Below are 15699 nucleotides of genomic sequence, written 5' to 3' on the forward strand. Positions count from 1 at the left end.
AATATTGCGTACAGCGTGATGCCAACTACATAAGATATTCATTTTTTAGTAGATTCTACAGGGGTCAAAGTTTACACCTGAAGGAGAATGGAAAACTACGATTCACCGTTTTTGGTAAAGGTAGAACATGGGGTAAATTACATCTAGGTTTGAATATTTGCGCAGCATCTGAGGAATGCTGCAGAAAAGATTATCACAGCAATAGCTACAACTAATAATGTTGCTGACGAGCAAGTATGAGGGTGATCTAGAGTGAGGTTGATAAAGATGATATTGTCCAAGTATCAGCCGATGGAGCAAAATATCAATATAAGTGTGATGAAAAAGCTAGTCAGTTGGGGGCAAAATCAATAATTCCTCTATGAAAAGATGGGGTTATTTGGCAGCATGGTAATTGTCAAGAAACTCCTCATTCTAGGAATGAAAACTTGAGGCAGGTTTTGGCAAGTGGGACGAGCATGGATGGAAACAGGAAAGTGGTTACTATCGACTCTCTCTATCTCAAACTAATATGTAAGGACTAAAAACGATATTTCGAGGGAAGTTACGACGACGAAAACAGAGATGCTCAAGTAGTGGAATGATTTGTAAAATGTACAAAGCGAATTATTCAAAGAGGTAAACCTGAAGGTTACATGGGTTAAGTCTAATTACTTCTAATAGGGGAGTAGTTTACGATCGCTACCTTCATCCAAGAAAGCTCTTTGGTAGTTGAGCGATAGCCACAAATTAGTTGCGATCGCGAAGTTAATTTTATACTTAATTTTAATGTAACAATATTTTCTGAAATTCGTATAAGTTTCAATATTTTTTTTCTGAGAGTGAGAAAATAAGCTTTTATTTTAGAAACAGAAATTATATTTTTAATAATTGATAAAAATTTAATCTTAGCAAAATCAAGAAGTTCTTATTTTGACTTTAGCGATCGCCTATGAGATACTATTTTACCTATTTAATTATTACTGTTACTGTACCTGACAAGGATACGAAGGTGCTGTAATTTCAATCAAAGTAAACGGGTACTGTTAGTTTTAGACCAAGTAAGATGGTATATGACTAACAAGTTGGTATTACCTGAAAGTATTGACCTGTTTTTTCTCCCGAGTCACTCCCACCTAGTTGCCACCAGCATAATGTTTGTGGCCTTTGACCAATGAATCTATAGATCGATCTTTTGCTTCGGCATAGAACAACTAACATCCGAGGGTTCGCCAACCATTCACCAGAAAACTTAGATGAATTAGAATAGCTATTGATCTATCGCTGTCAAAAAATTATGGATCAGCATAAATTTCCAGGAATGGTTAACCTGTTTTAACCCTTTGTCTCAAACTAGTAATGTTGAATCATTACTAATCATCCGGACATGATATTACTCAACAAAATTATTTACCTATTTGAATTATTTGTACTTTTGAGAAGGGGAAGAATTCAGCTTATATGGGTGCGTAATTAATTTTGTATTATCCCTTGTCATGTTACCATATTTTTCCTTTTCTATTTGCTGATAACTAAAAATAATTTACATTAAATTTGAAGCACCGTTAGCAGAATTTTAAGCTGGCAGTTGCCACACAGATATAATTCATATTTTTTATATCGGTACGTCGAAATATTTTAGTAATTAATCTCAAAAAATCATAATTTATATAGGCTTATAAATAAACATATATTACTACTAACATTAACAATAAACATTTCGATATCTTTAATATAATAGACTTTTTTATGCACGCCCTAATTATTTAAATTTAGTAGCTTTTCCTGAGTTATGAGAGCTTTTTTGACTCAAATTAGCAACTTTTAAAGTATACAAACTTGCTTCTGGAGTTATATATAAGGGAGTTCCCTGCAACAAATATTCAATTACCATTTTCGTATCTTTAGCAAATAAACCACGCCTAGCACCTACTTCTATAGTTTGTATTTTTTCTCCCTGCAATAGTTGACCTTGTTGGGGAGTAAAAATTAATTTACCTTTTTCACCGTAAAGAGTAAAGGTATTTTCTGAATGCCAAAAAGTTTCACCTTTGCCATAGACAACTTCCCCAATTACATTATTATTAAACCTTAACTGAGCAGTACACAAACAGGCTTTATAAAGGTCAACTTCTGTATACCAAAACTGACTTTGACAATTAACGGTATCAACCTGACCAAATAGGTCGGTAAACCGATGGAAACGAGATAGTGCTCCTACAAAAGGAAAGCCAAATAGTGAATAGCGATAAGTCCATTTTTGGGAGGCAGGTTGTTTAGAATTAATTGTGACGTAACGGGCATAGAAAATTTTACCAATTTTGGACAAAGATTCTTTAATAGTATTGTGGAGACCACCGAGAAGTTCTATATGTTCAACGTGTAATAGTTTATTTTTCTTCTTTGCTAGAGTAATTAATGACTCGGCTTCAGTTGGGTCTAGAGAGAGAGGATATTCAACTATAATATGTTTGTTATTTTCCAGAGCTGCAAGCGCGATCGCTCCATGATCTCTATTAATAGTAGAAATGATGACTAGATCCAAATCTTTTCGTTCTACCAGTTGTTGCCAAGAGGCTGCACTTTCAACTTGAAAGGTTTGACTAAACGCTTCGGTTTTTTCTGGGGTATGACCTGCAACAGTTACTAGGAGGGAGCGCTCATCCGCTTTTAATGTCTCAGCTCTAGCCTTGGCAGCATAACCAGTGCCAACAATACCAACTCTAATTGGGATAGAGCAGAAAGAGGAAGAGATATTTATTTGAGTCATACCAAAATATAGAATTACACAATCTTATATTATAAACTATATATTTAATATTTATGACATATTTAATTTTTTTTATACATATAAATTAAAATAATGGCCAATTATGTATAAGTAATCAGAATTAAATTAGAATTATTTATAACAAATTCTATGGTAATTTTTCTCTCAATGGGTTTTACAACTTTGCTTTTTTCCCTTAATATCAGAGATAGAAAAAAAACAAGTGCAAATACTTTGGTTAATTTAGCCTAGTAATTTGTATAAGTTTAAATTATAACTTGAAATTCTTATTGGAGGAAGATTTAATGGCTACTTACAAAGTTACTTTAAAAACGCCAGACGGTGACCAAGTAATTGACTGCCCTGAGGATGAGATTATTCTTGACATTGCAGAAGATCAAGGCTTCGATTTACCCTACTCCTGCCGAGCTGGTGCTTGTTCTAGCTGTGCTGGTAAAGTAGAGTCTGGAACAGTAGATCAAGATGACCAGTCTTTTTTAGACGACGATCAAGTAAAAGAGGGATGGGTACTAACTTGTGTAGCTAAACCAACATCAGATTGTACTATTAACACTCATCAGGAAGATAATCTGTAGTTGTTAACTACTGTAGAAAATTGTCGAATTTGGTTGATATCCACAAGAGTCTAAAAAATAATTTGTCAGTCTTAATATTTTTAGATTTTCGGCTCTGGCAAAAAATAAAATTATTTGATGAAAAAATAGAAAAGGATAGACAAATTTTTAGACATTTAACTAGTGGAAACTAATAAAAAAGTAATTCTCACATCTAGGAAAATTTATGTGAGAATTTTTGCTTATCTTGAATACTCTTGATACTTAGTTATTTTTTTCAAGAAAATCGGCAAAAAAGTTAATTTGAGCAATTTTCTACAGTTGAGTTAATACAGTAGTTTATCAAAACAAATAAATTTTTTTTTGTCAATAATTTAGGGATGGCTGAGCTTAAATAGACTCTTAAGGCACCACAACTAACAAAGAAGAAAAACTTTAATTAAAGACTTTAGTTGGCAACTTCAAATCAATCAATCTACCAAATAAATTTTGAGAGGAAAATAACATGGCTACATACAAAGTTACTCTGATTAATGAAGAAGAAGGAATTAACCAAACTTTTGATTGTCCAGATGATGAGTATATTCTTGATGCAGCAGAAGAACAAGGCTTAGATTTACCCTACTCCTGTCGTGCAGGTGCTTGTTCTAGTTGTACTGGTAAAATAGAGTCTGGAACAATAGATCAAGCAGACCAATCTTTCTTAGATGATGACCAGATGACAGCAGGATATATATTAACTTGTGTAGCTTATCCTACTTCTGATTGTACTATTCGAACTCATCAAGAAGAAGGAATTGCATCATAGAATTGAGTTGACAACCTCAAGTCAATCAATTTACCAATAGCCTGGTTCTTGCCCATTAATTTCTGTAAGCGCCGAAAACAAGGACAACATAAGTAATAAAAGTGTTTACAATATTTTCTTGTTGTCAACTTTGGTTGATACCCCCTCAGTAGATAACTTTCTACTTTGCATTGTTAACAAGTTTTAGCACTCATAGTATCCGAAATTATCTAAGGACGAAAATATTAAACCTATCCAAAAATAGATATTTTGGAGAGTTAGCATAAAGGTTTGACAACCTTTTGTTCAAAAAGTTTATTCAATAAAGGAGCACAACATGCCAAATTACAAAGTCACTTTAAAAACTCCAGATGGAAATAGCACAATTATTGAAGTTCCTGATGATCAGTATATTCTTGAAGAAGCAGAAGAGCAAGGCTTAGATTTACCCTTCTCCTGTCGTGCAGGTGCTTGTTCTACTTGTGCTGGTAAAGTAGTGTCTGGAAAAGTAGACCAATCAGATCAATCTTTCTTAGATGATGACCAGATGGCAGCAGGATATGTATTAACTTGTGTAGCTTATCCTACTTCTGATTGTATTATTGAAACTCACAAAGAAGAAGCACTTTACTAAAGACTTGAGTTGACAACTTCAAGTCAATCAATTTACCAATTTTGAGAGTAACTTTATATGGCTACATATAAAGCTACTCTGATGAATAAAAGATAAGGAGTTCATCAAACTATTGATTATCCTAGTGATAAATATATTTTTGATATTGCCACACAACAAACTCTAGAACTGCTCTATTCCTTTCGTGTAAATGCTAGTCCAGTTGTACCAGTCAAATTAAATTAGGCTCAGTAGACCAGCCTGATAAATCTAAATCTTTCTGAGATAAAGATCAGGTGGCCATGTTGGTAGTTTACAAGATTTACCTACTGATATCAAACCATAGACTAGATGTAGAGGTGAAAAGCCGTGTATGAACCACAATATATTTGCCTAGTACTCGGCAATAAAACACTCCTGCTAGATAAGACAGTTCTGGATAAGCTCTGTTATCAGTTATCTTAGAATGTATGACAATTTAGGATTTTTTAATTGTTTTCTAATTGATTAGAATTAACGATAAACAGCTAATCTATTTACCCAACTATAGCTATAACTATCTATTTTTTTCCAAAATTAGCTAACTTACTAAGAGTTTGGACTTCAGTTCCCGGAAAATAAAAACTGAGAATGCGATCGCTACTCCAACCTAACTCAGCTAACTTAATTGAACCTTTCTGACTCAAGCCTACTCCATGTCCAAAACCACCGCCAACAAAAGCGTAACCCCACAAAGTTTTATCGGGTTTGTATATAGAGTCTAGATAAAACAGTGTGCTCCAAGGGACCCAAAAAGCATTTTGTACCTCGTCTTTATTTAACTCTATAATTCCTCTATCTGTTTCCACAGTCATTTTCAGAACACGACCAGCTAGCGATCGCTTCGTCACCGCTACTTTTTTAATAGTATTAAACTGAGCAAAAGGACTTTTTTTCCTTTGAAAATAACCCCTTAAATAACCAGATATATCCGGTAAACTAACCACCTCCCGCCAGCGAAATTCTCTCCAACCATCTTCATTAAATCCTTTTTTAATACTCATAAACTTACGGAAATTTTGATCAGTTGCTAAACTATTTTTAGATATATCCCAAATATTATTAGTAGCATCAACAACAGGTATTAAATAAGGACGTTTAGTACCATTCCACAAATCATTAAAAGCTGCAGTAACACCACCACTAACAGCAAAATAAACTGCATCTATCAACTCATCTTTATAAGTCAAAACTTTTCCCCTAGTTGCTGTTACTGCCGCATCTGTTTCTGGGTAGACATCTAATCCTTTATAAACCTGACAGTGAGTATTAGCACATAACTCATAATTATCTACCATAAACCGATGTAAATTTTTCAGTGCATAAGTTCTAGCTAAAATTGATTGAGCTTCTAGGGATGCTTTTGGTGGCCAAGCCCCTAATTCATGGGGTACTACTCCCCGAATGTAAGTTTCTATTGGTACATTATTAACTAATGTATAAGTACCATAAGCATTAGGTTGTAGTTTTAACGAGCCTACATAACGTCGTTCTTCTAGTGTTGCTCTGTCTTGGTTAAATTGATTATTGATGATAACTTCATTTTTCCCCGCAGTAATATATAGTTCATGGCGATGATAAATATAGCCATTCATACTCCAGTAAGCTGTAGGCCTTTGTTTTAAAGCTTCCAGCTCAAGATAGATATTTGTATTATTATTAGCTTGTAGACTTTCTAATAGCCAGCGTCGTAATAAAGGAGTTTTATATACTTCTCTTTTTCCCCAAACTTTCCATCTACCTGGTTGAGCTACTTCTACTTCTATTCCTTTCTTTTTCCATAACTGGGCATCTTCTTCAGCATTTTCATAACTACGGTGACTACTAAGAATTAATCGCTCTTTTAAAAGAGGTTTTTTTAGAGGTTTAACTTTAATTTTTAGTTCTACTTTTTCAGTAGTAAGAGTTTCTTCTCCTGCAGGAGTTTTAAACCGCAAAGTCAATTTATCTCCTGGAGTAGCTTTAATAATAATTTTATCTTTTGGTTTAGCACCAAATCTTTGTATAATTCCTATTTTGAGTAATCTGTTATATTCTTCTACGGCTTTGACTGGTGTTATATTTAATCCTAGTAACAAAGCTGTTATAAAAATTGTATTTTTGATGATTTTTTGAGATTTTTTTGCCAACAATTTTATTCACCTATGTAGTATTTATTTGATAATTATTTTACATCAAAATGAGTATATATAAAAAACTATCAAATAAAAAAATAATTTTTATAAAAAAAATTTTTATCTTTTTTCTTGATGTTTTAATCTCAAATATATTAATATAGAAATTATATTTTAATTTGTCTTCAAAATTTTCTCATTTTTTGGAGATATGCAATCGAAATTAGTTCAATTATCAAGAGTTTCGGAGTTTATTTCTAGCTTTTGAATTCTCACAAATATTTGATATGATTAATGTATTATAATCCTCACAGAGTAACAAGCCAGATGAAAGCTATATATTATAGAGAATAAACTGAAAAATATTTCAAGTGAAAAATAAAAATGATTAAGAATCAATAGGGATGTAGTGGTAGTAATGCACCCCTCCCCTTTGAGTAATTTTTTTATTCACTGAAGCAAGTTTTAAAACAGTTAAAGACTAATTAGTAATTACAAATAAAAATTATTAAAATTGAATAGATTAGCTTTGACTACATTCTAGTTTTATTTATTTAAAAAAAATATTATCAAAAAAAGAATAGAATTTTGATTAATACCAACCTAACAATTATGATGAATTTTAGATACAAATTATCAGCCAAATACTAAAACAGTAATAATTAGCTTAGGGAATAAAGTATATATTTAATAAATAACAATAAAAAGAATATTTTTAATAATCATAAAACCTAGTAAATTGACACAAAAAAAATAGTGATTAGTCCTATATTAATATTATTGAAAGGCAAGAAAATAATTAATTATAATGGCAGATAGATAGTGACCAATTATTTTCCTATCCCATTGCTAGTAAAAATATTAACAATAAGATGTATCTATTGTTTTGATACCAAAAAATTAACCACAACTAAAGGAGGTATAAAACTAATAAATTAGGAATGTATGATTTTTTGATATACAAAAAATATAAAAACCATTTTGTACCTTTGCCCGCGATTAAATTTTTAAGGCATGGAGTCATATTTGGGAAAAAGCAAATCAATACAAAAAGAGATTTAACAAACCAAGGCAATACTCTCTTCAGGCACCAAGGCACTGAATAATTATCCTGTCGCCGAAGGCACAAGCCTTCTGAAGATCTTAAAAAATAGGGATTAAGATCATCCCATACAGCAACTCCAGTGGAGTTGGTATTCCCAGCAGAGGTCTTAAGGGTCACCTTCTACATAACTACCTTCTACATCCTGCCTTCTCAAAAATACTCCAGCATACCCCATCTCCCCATCTCTCCTTAATCTTTTAAATAAATACCAAATGGATTATATACTACAAATAGTTAGCAGTTATGGTATATTTTAGGATATACAAAAAAGTTTGCTCTTTTCCGTATTTTACTGGCAGGATGAATCAATCTTTTCGAATCAACTACGCCCCAATATTACAGAACTTAATGCAAGATGCAAATATTTCCAGCTATAGGGAATTAAGTCAAAAAGCTAGAGTTTCTGAGTTACAAGTTATTCGGTTGCAAGGTGGGCTAGCATCACAAATGCGAGTAGATATTTTACTCAAAATAAGTCTGGCATTAGGAATAACTTTAACAGAACTATTAACTAATTTTGCACCTGAACTTGTTAAAAATTTACCGAAAAATTCCACTTCAGCACTAGAACAAGAATGTAAAAATCTCCAAAAAGAATTAGAGCAACAAAAACAATTTTTAATGCAAGAGTTTCAGCAGTCTAGTTTACAAATTTTAGAATCTTGGCTACAACAATGGCCTACCGTGATCTATAAAGCTAAACAAAATCCTAGTTTAGCAGCCATCAAAATATTACCTTTGTTACGTCCAGTAGAAAAACTGATGGGACAGTGGAATGTTGAATCTCTTGCTCCTGTGGGGGCAGAAGTTCCTTTTGACCCGCAGTTGCATCAACTAATGGAAGGATATGCCCAAAAGGGAGAAATGGTAACAATTCGTTATACTGGCTATAGGCAAGGAGATAAACTGCTGTTTCGTGCCAAAGTTAGTCCTATAAGTTAAATTGGTGTTACTGATGGGTGGCTATGATTTTTGTTAATGGCAATAATAGTGAGTATTCCTATTATGTTTTACGGGTTTCATCTCCCGTAGATATTCATGTCGGTCATAGCTGAAAACTCCTAACTATTAAGTAAAAAGGATTTGATATTTTGCCAAATAATGCTTCAATAGCTTTATTTAGCAATGCCGTCAAATTAAACAACAAAGAAGCTTAGAATTAAGGATTAACTTGGAAATAGCTGGACTTTATTTCAGTAATTACCTATACTGTCTTGAGTATTTTTAATATAAACCTCCACAGAAGGTTTGAAAACCTTTACTCAGCCATTCTAAAATTTGCATTTTGGAAAAGTATAATATTAAAATTTATAGCTTCTAGAAAATATGAATAATCTTGTTATTAAATATATTGAACCCTCTGGTATTATAGATAGTACTAAAACTACTTCATTTCGCCAAGATATTAGTGAACAAGTTAATGCTGGAGCTGATGTTGTTGTGATAGATTTTAAAGAAGTAACTTTTATGGATAGTTCCGGTTTAGGTGCTTTAGTCATAGCACTTAAGACTGTTCGTGCTGCTGGACGTAAGTTAGTTATATGTTCTATTAATGAGCAAATTAAAATGCTTTTTGAACTAACTAGCATAGATCGAGTTTTTCGGATATTTCCTAACCGAGAAGAGTTTAAAAAAGCTACTAATATAAGTCTTCAACCTCAAAGCAAATCCTAATCCTAAAATTTCTAAATAAGTATCTTAGATTTTAGAAAGTATGTAATAGCTTTACATAATGTAGATATATTATATAACTGATGGGCTCGTCAAAATAGAATTAGTTTTTGATTAATGGTTCAGCTATCCTGAAACCCACTAAAATTTAATATATTTGGGAGCAATAACGGTCAGTTATATAATCTTATCTCACGGGCTGAAGCAAAGCTCTGCTGACGGGCTAGATACTTTACCTCCTATCTATAGTTTATTGTTTATTCAATAAACAAATAAAAGTTAAAAATATGATCAAAAAGGGTTGATATTTATAAGTAAAAATAAATAAAAGTGAGTATATTAGGGTTTTATCAATACCTTATGGAATAATAATTGAGTCTATTTTAAGTAGTTAAAAATATGTTCAAAAAGGGTGTGATAAAAAAAATCCACAAAAATCATAGGAAATAAAATTATTAAATCTACTATGATTTATTAATTTTATCTAATTCTATAAATTTAATTTTAACCTAAAGTACTACAACAATTAAGCATTGGTGAAGTTAAGAGAATAATTTTAATTTCAATTGCTATTTCTTGTGTCCATAAAAATATTTTAGGCATCGCTTACTATTGAATTCAAGCTATTCCTAATACTAGATACTGGATAATTTTTCCGGTTTCAAATATTACCAAAAATATCACGCTGATTACATAAAAAATGATTGCTAAAATAAGTCATTCTATTTTGAGATATAATATTTTATTTATCGACTAAATTTACATAGTCTAATCACTCAATTTTTAGCTAAATTATTCAGATTATTCCTCAGAAAACTAGGATTTTTTTATAGTTTTAATATAATTCTAATTTTAGTGGTACCTCTGAATAGATTAAATCAATTTGTGAGAAACCCTGGTTAAGAAGTTACAGACTATTGGCCAAAGTGTGATGAATCTCACCTGAATACTTACTTTTCCTGAATTGTAATTCATTTTATCCTTAATACTCAAATAATTTCAAGATACATAGGCAGTCTAACTAAAGATAAGTTTTAGCAAAGAAAAATCATCACTAAATACATCACTACAATTTAGCTTTTGTATATAGTCTAATATTTTGTTTATATCGCAATAACCATATCTATAATATTCTAAAATTAGATTAATAAAATTATCTATTCCCCAAATTTCTCCGTCAGATAAATAAATTTCGTAAACACCATCACTAAATATATATAGAGAGCTAGACTTTTCTACTATGCAAGAATCATCTATATAAGTAGCCTCTGGAAACATACCAATAGGCATTCCAGGAGTTCTCAATTTACTTACTTGAGCAAGGTGACTATCACCAGAGATCAAAATAGCTGGGGGATGACCAGCACTTGCATAAACTAATTGACTTTCAGAGAGATTATATACACCATACCAAATAGTAAAGTATTTATCATTTTGAGAGGTTATTTGGTAAGTATTATTTAAAGCTCTAAGTACATCACTAGGTTTATAGTAATCTAAGTTAGGTATGGCCTTTGACCTCAACAAATTCAAAACTGAAACTGAAGGAAGTGCAGCTCGTAAACCATGACCTGCGACATCTAATAAATATACAGCTAAGTAATTTTCATCTAACCAATAATAATCAAAGCAGTCTCCTCCTAACTTGCGACAAGGAATAAACTGAGATTCAACTTTTACTGGTTCTGTTACAGATGCTGGTAGAAGAGAAGACACATAGTTCGCAGCCTCAGCTAATTCTGCTTCTAGTAGTTGCTTTTGGGTCTGCAAGTCTTGAGAAAGCTGATGTAGTCGGAGTCCAGCTCTGACCCTAGCCTTCATTTCATTGATGTTTATAGGTTTGGAAATAAAGTCATCAGCACCAGCATCAAGACCTTTAACTAAATCTTGAACACTTCCTAAAGAAGTTAACAAAATGAAGAAAGTAGTGGACAAATCAGAACTAGCTTTAACCTTACGGCATACTTCTATTCCTGTGAGCCGCGGCATGATCCAGTCACAGATAATTAAAGCAGGTTGTAGGAGTTGGGCTTGTTTAAAACCTTCTTCACCGTTACTTGCTACTGTGACAGTATAACCCTGTTTGCCTAGAACTCTTCTAAGCAATTCCTGAACTGTAGTATCATCATCAATAACCAAAATTTTATATATCATGGACTTAGTTAAACAATTAATTCACTGTTTCGGCTAAAGATGACATAAAAGTAAGTAGACCAGCAGCTGGAATTTATAATGTTAATTATTTACATAAATTCTATATAGATCAATTATAATATAGAAAATATACCTGATACATTATGTAATTATTGAATATAGAAGTGTGGCTACCGTAAAACGTTCTGATAGATTACCAATGCTTCGTAAAGCTTATTTGCAGGTTTGTTCAGACCTGAAAGAAAATGAGAAAGTTTTGTCATGGTTTGAGCAATTGTATCAAGTAACAATTCCACAAACAATTTGGTTACAGTGTGAATTGACTTTAGCTGAAGGTTTCACTAATGCAACTCGCCATGCTCATAAGTATTTGCCTAGAGAGACACCTATAGATATTGAAATTACAATGTATACCAACTACCTCCAAATTAGAATTTGGGATTATGGTCAGCCTTTTGATTTGATAGAATGGTTAAAGGCACAACCCGATCCAGATATATTTGCTTCCGGTGGACGAGGTATAAGATTAATGTATGCCATAGCAGATCATATTAGTTATACTCGTACATCTGATAATCGTAACTGTTTGTTAATAAGCAAAGATTATTGGTGATATCCCCAAGTTTAAATGGCAATTCTGATTTTGAGAGAATCTGAGCTTTATTAGTTACTCTAAGAAATATTTAGGCTAGATACTCATAAATTAAGTATAGAGAATAATAACTATCTGCATTTTTGTTAAATGATGAATAGGTGCATTTATCATTTACTATGAATTTCTTCCTTCGGGTCTTTTGACTGTCTTTTCTTAATTAAAGTTAATGTCTTCTCCTCTACTATAAGTTTTCACTGATTGGCTATCAGACACTCCCTGCACTAAGTTGGACATTAGGTCTGGCTTTGAGACCCACTCTTACTCTCAATTACTCTTTGAGTCTCTGCTATTTACCATCCAAGTAGCTGGCCTAAACATAAGTGTAGATACTCTGCCATCGTGACAGGCCATAGCATTACTCGCCACTTGATTTCTTTTGTCATCAAGTATCAAATTAAATTGATAAGGTTGGCTTTGTTGCACTGCGGATGCCCATAGTGTAAAAATAATAGTACATGGCATAAAAGTAAGTATGAGTAAGTCCAAGTCCAAGTCCAAATCAAAGTCTAAGTAATGTCTTAGCAACTGTTCTAAGTATAATATTTCCTTAAAACAAAGAGTTAGTTTGACATTTGGGCTAACCCTATGAGGTAATAAAGCAATGGGTCAATCAACACAAGAGTGGGGGGTAGAGGAGCATCTAATAATACAAGTGATTTGATAATTAAATTAATAGTAACTTTGAGTTGTTTATTTGGACTACCAAGGCAATAAACACAAGGGTTTATAGAATTTAGATTTCACTTGATGGGGTTAGATTTACCTGTGCCTGATGATAGCACTGTATCCAGTAAGCTCAATAAATTAAATATTGTGTACAGCGTGATCCCAATCACGAAAGGGATTCATTTGGTAGTAGATTTTACAGGGGTCAAATTTACGGTGAAGGAAAATGGAAAACTTGCATAATTTTAATGGCTAGAAAATAGTGATATAAATGCTATTGTATATTGCTACACTCACAAAATAAGGAATAGGGAAGGTCGATATACCAAAATCGAAAAAAAAGGCTGAAACTTAAGAGTATATGCCAGATACCAACTAGGTAACTATAGGTATAAACTATGCATTAAGATGTCAAACCTAGGAGTAAATTAGGGTAAAAATTCCTGCCTTTAATAAAGCTTTTAAAATGATATAGTTGTTTTAATTAAGATTGAGACAAAAATTGAGTAGAATAATTTTAATTCAACTAAAAACTATTTTTCACCATGCCTTACAGTTTAGACTTCAGGCAAAAAGTCATAAATTTTGTAGAAAATGGTGGTACGATGACCGAAGCAGCTCATTTATTTGAAATAGAAAGAGCTTCGATATATAGATGGTTATCTCGCCCAAAATTGTCAGCAACTAAGGTACAATGTCGTCGAACAAAATTAGGTTGGAAAGAATTAGAAAAAGATTTAAAGCCAAATCCAGAGTTTAAATTGGTAGACAGAGCTAAAAAATTTGGAGTTAATCAAGCAGCTATATTTTATGCTTTGAAAAGAATTAATTTTCCTTAAAAAAACAACAACTTCGTTATAGGGAAAGAAATAGAGAATAAATGATAAAATATTATCAGCTTTCCCTCGAAATTTCATCAAAAAATTTGGAAGTAAAAGCCTTGTATTTATTTATGAATCAGAATTTGAAGAGAATCAAGACTGTATTTATGCCTGGTCAAAAAAAGGGAAAAAAGTTTATCTTGAGCAAGAGGGAAAACGAGATAAAAGAAAAAATTTAGTAGCCGGGATAAGAAAAAAGGAAAAAGATTTAATAGCACCAATTATATTGAAAGGAACCCTAAATGCTGTGGTATTTGAACAATGGTTAGAGCAACATTTATTACCATCATTAAAAATTCCCAGTGTACTGCTGCACGGATAATTAACCATTAATTACGGAAAAAGGTTATTAGAGAATTAGTAGAAGCAGGGGGTCATCAATTACTATTTTTGCCAAAATACTCTCCTGATTTAAATGAGATAGAACATGATTTTAGTGCATTAAAAAAGAGCTAGAATGTATTCATCTATCAATACATCTCTTGATGAAATTATTCGTAATTATTGTTACAAATAGTGTCTCATTCTTATCTATAGTTTATTGTTTATTCAATAAACAAATAAAAGTTAAAAATATGATCAAAAAGGGTTGATAGTTATAAGTAAAAATAAATAAAAGTGAGTATATTAGGGTTTTATCAATACCTTATGGAATAATAATTGAGTCTATTTTAAGTAGTTAAAAATATGTTCAAAAAGGGTGTGATAAAAAAAATCCACAAAAATCATAGGAAATAAAATTATTAAATCTACTATGATTTATTAATTTTATCTAATTCTATAAATTTAATTTTAACCTAAAGTACTACAACAATTAAGCATTGGTGAAGTTAAGAGAATAATTTTAATTTCAATTGCTATTTCTTGTGTCCATAAAAATATTTTAGGCATCGCTTACTATTGAATTCAAGCTATTCCTAATACTAGATACTGGATAATTTTTCTGGTTTCAAATATTACCAAAAATATCACACTGATTACATAAAAAATGATTGCTAAAATAAGTCATTCTATTTTGAGATATAATATTTTATTTATCGACTAAATTTACATAGTCTAATCACTCAATTTTTAGCTAAATTATTCAGATTATTCCTCAGAAAACTAGGATTTTTTTATAGTTTTAATATAATTCTAATTTTAGTGGTACCTCTGAGTAGATTAAATCAATTTGTGAGAAACCCTGGTTAAGAAGTTACAGACTATTGGTCAAAGTGTGATGACTCTCACCTGAATACTTACTCTTCCTGAATTGTAATTCATTTTATCCTTAATACTCAAATAATTTCAAGATACATAGGCAGTCTAACTAAAGATAAGTTTTAGCAAAGAAAAATCATCACTAAATACATCACTACTTAAAAATAACTATATATTATTCTCCACAAGAATCAATTGTTTGTGCAGTTAATTCTGTAATTATAGATATCAACCTTTTCCTGAGCTGCTCTAAATTATCAAATATTTCCCATGTTAATTTTATGTTTATTTCTAACCATAATCTTTCGATAGGGTTTAATTCTGGAGAATAAGGAGGTTAAAATCAAAAAATTATGTTCTCAGGAATTGGCATATTTAAACTTTGATTTAGAGCTCCATTGTCTAATTGAATAATATGTAAATCATCAGGATATTTTTCGGCAAATAACTCCAAATATTTTTCCATACACACTGTGTCTAAATGGCTAAA

General features: G+C 31.6%; 12 protein-coding genes and 1 pseudogene. 8 read left to right on the plus strand and 5 right to left on the minus strand.

Going from position 1 to position 15699, the window contains the following annotated elements:
• Window positions 1-646 precede the first annotated feature (646 nt).
• Complete coding sequence (locus TERY_RS32290; RefSeq protein WP_155994305.1) at window positions 647-805, minus strand: hypothetical protein; 159 nt, start codon at window positions 803-805, stop codon at window positions 647-649.
• A 936-nt stretch (window positions 806-1741) separates the two neighbouring features.
• On the minus strand, window positions 1742-2749 hold the full coding sequence (locus TERY_RS04300) for a Gfo/Idh/MocA family oxidoreductase (protein WP_011610703.1): 1008 nt from the start codon (window positions 2747-2749) through the stop codon (window positions 1742-1744).
• Between the two features lie 305 nt (window positions 2750-3054).
• Between TERY_RS04300 and TERY_RS04305 the strand changes: the two genes are divergently transcribed.
• From TERY_RS04305 to TERY_RS04315, 3 genes are all read left to right on the plus strand, one after another.
• On the plus strand, window positions 3055-3345 hold the full coding sequence (locus tag TERY_RS04305) for a 2Fe-2S iron-sulfur cluster-binding protein (RefSeq protein ID WP_011610704.1): 291 nt from the start codon (window positions 3055-3057) through the stop codon (window positions 3343-3345).
• A gap of 484 nt (window positions 3346-3829) precedes the next feature.
• Window positions 3830-4132, plus strand: a complete 303-nt coding sequence (locus TERY_RS04310) for a 2Fe-2S iron-sulfur cluster-binding protein (RefSeq protein WP_011610705.1) — start codon at window positions 3830-3832, stop codon at window positions 4130-4132.
• Between the two features lie 316 nt (window positions 4133-4448).
• Complete coding sequence (locus tag TERY_RS04315; RefSeq protein WP_011610706.1) at window positions 4449-4745, plus strand: 2Fe-2S iron-sulfur cluster-binding protein; 297 nt, start codon at window positions 4449-4451, stop codon at window positions 4743-4745.
• Window positions 4746-5284: 539 nt separating this feature from the next.
• Here TERY_RS04315 and TERY_RS04320 read toward each other — a convergent pair.
• Entirely contained in the window at window positions 5285-6892 is a 1608-nt protein-coding gene (locus TERY_RS04320) for a SpoIID/LytB domain-containing protein (protein ID WP_370496606.1), read from the minus strand.
• A gap of 1390 nt (window positions 6893-8282) precedes the next feature.
• On the opposite strand from TERY_RS04320, the gene grpE reads away from it, so the two are divergent.
• The gene (grpE, locus tag TERY_RS04325) at window positions 8283-8924 is read left to right on the plus strand and encodes a nucleotide exchange factor GrpE (RefSeq protein WP_044136401.1); all 642 of its coding nucleotides are present in this window, start codon (window positions 8283-8285) and stop codon (window positions 8922-8924) included.
• 384 nt (window positions 8925-9308) lie between these two features.
• Window positions 9309-9656 carry an anti-sigma factor antagonist gene (locus TERY_RS04330; RefSeq protein WP_011610709.1) on the plus strand — a complete coding sequence of 116 codons (348 nt, stop codon included), beginning with the start codon at window positions 9309-9311 and terminating at the stop codon, window positions 9654-9656.
• A 1014-nt stretch (window positions 9657-10670) separates the two neighbouring features.
• Here TERY_RS04330 and TERY_RS04335 read toward each other — a convergent pair.
• Window positions 10671-11804, minus strand: a complete 1134-nt coding sequence (locus TERY_RS04335) for a PP2C family protein-serine/threonine phosphatase (RefSeq protein ID WP_044137179.1) — start codon at window positions 11802-11804, stop codon at window positions 10671-10673.
• A 169-nt stretch (window positions 11805-11973) separates the two neighbouring features.
• On the opposite strand from TERY_RS04335, the gene TERY_RS04340 reads away from it, so the two are divergent.
• The 3 genes and pseudogenes from TERY_RS04340 (at window position 11974) to TERY_RS29795 (ending at window position 14526) form a co-directional block, all read left to right on the plus strand.
• Window positions 11974-12420 carry an ATP-binding protein gene (locus TERY_RS04340; RefSeq protein WP_011610711.1) on the plus strand — a complete coding sequence of 149 codons (447 nt, stop codon included), beginning with the start codon at window positions 11974-11976 and terminating at the stop codon, window positions 12418-12420.
• A gap of 768 nt (window positions 12421-13188) precedes the next feature.
• Window positions 13189-13371, plus strand: a complete 183-nt coding sequence (locus TERY_RS27095; protein ID WP_370497140.1) for a transposase — start codon at window positions 13189-13191, stop codon at window positions 13369-13371.
• 302 nt (window positions 13372-13673) lie between these two features.
• Window positions 13674-14526, plus strand: a pseudogene (locus tag TERY_RS29795) (IS630 transposase-related protein).
• 1026 nt (window positions 14527-15552) lie between these two features.
• Here the strand turns inward: TERY_RS29795 and TERY_RS36175 are convergent.
• Window positions 15553-15681, minus strand: coding sequence for a hypothetical protein (locus TERY_RS36175; RefSeq protein ID WP_011610714.1), 129 nt, complete (start codon window positions 15679-15681; stop codon window positions 15553-15555).
• Window positions 15682-15699: the final 18 nt, after the last annotated feature.

The sequence above is a fragment of the Trichodesmium erythraeum IMS101 genome (genome assembly GCF_000014265.1).
GTDB lineage: Bacteria > Cyanobacteriota > Cyanobacteriia > Cyanobacteriales > Microcoleaceae > Trichodesmium > Trichodesmium erythraeum.

Coding starts and splice junctions, on each gene's coding strand:
- TERY_RS04300 (WP_011610703.1), bottom strand. CDS start 2,749: ATGACTCAAATAAATATCTCTTCCTCTTTCTGCTCTATCCCAATTAGA.
- TERY_RS04305 (WP_011610704.1), top strand. CDS start 3,055: ATGGCTACTTACAAAGTTACTTTAAAAACGCCAGACGGTGACCAAGTA.
- TERY_RS04310 (WP_011610705.1), top strand. CDS start 3,830: ATGGCTACATACAAAGTTACTCTGATTAATGAAGAAGAAGGAATTAAC.
- TERY_RS04315 (WP_011610706.1), top strand. CDS start 4,449: ATGCCAAATTACAAAGTCACTTTAAAAACTCCAGATGGAAATAGCACA.
- grpE (WP_044136401.1), top strand. CDS start 8,283: ATGAATCAATCTTTTCGAATCAACTACGCCCCAATATTACAGAACTTA.
- TERY_RS04330 (WP_011610709.1), top strand. CDS start 9,309: ATGAATAATCTTGTTATTAAATATATTGAACCCTCTGGTATTATAGAT.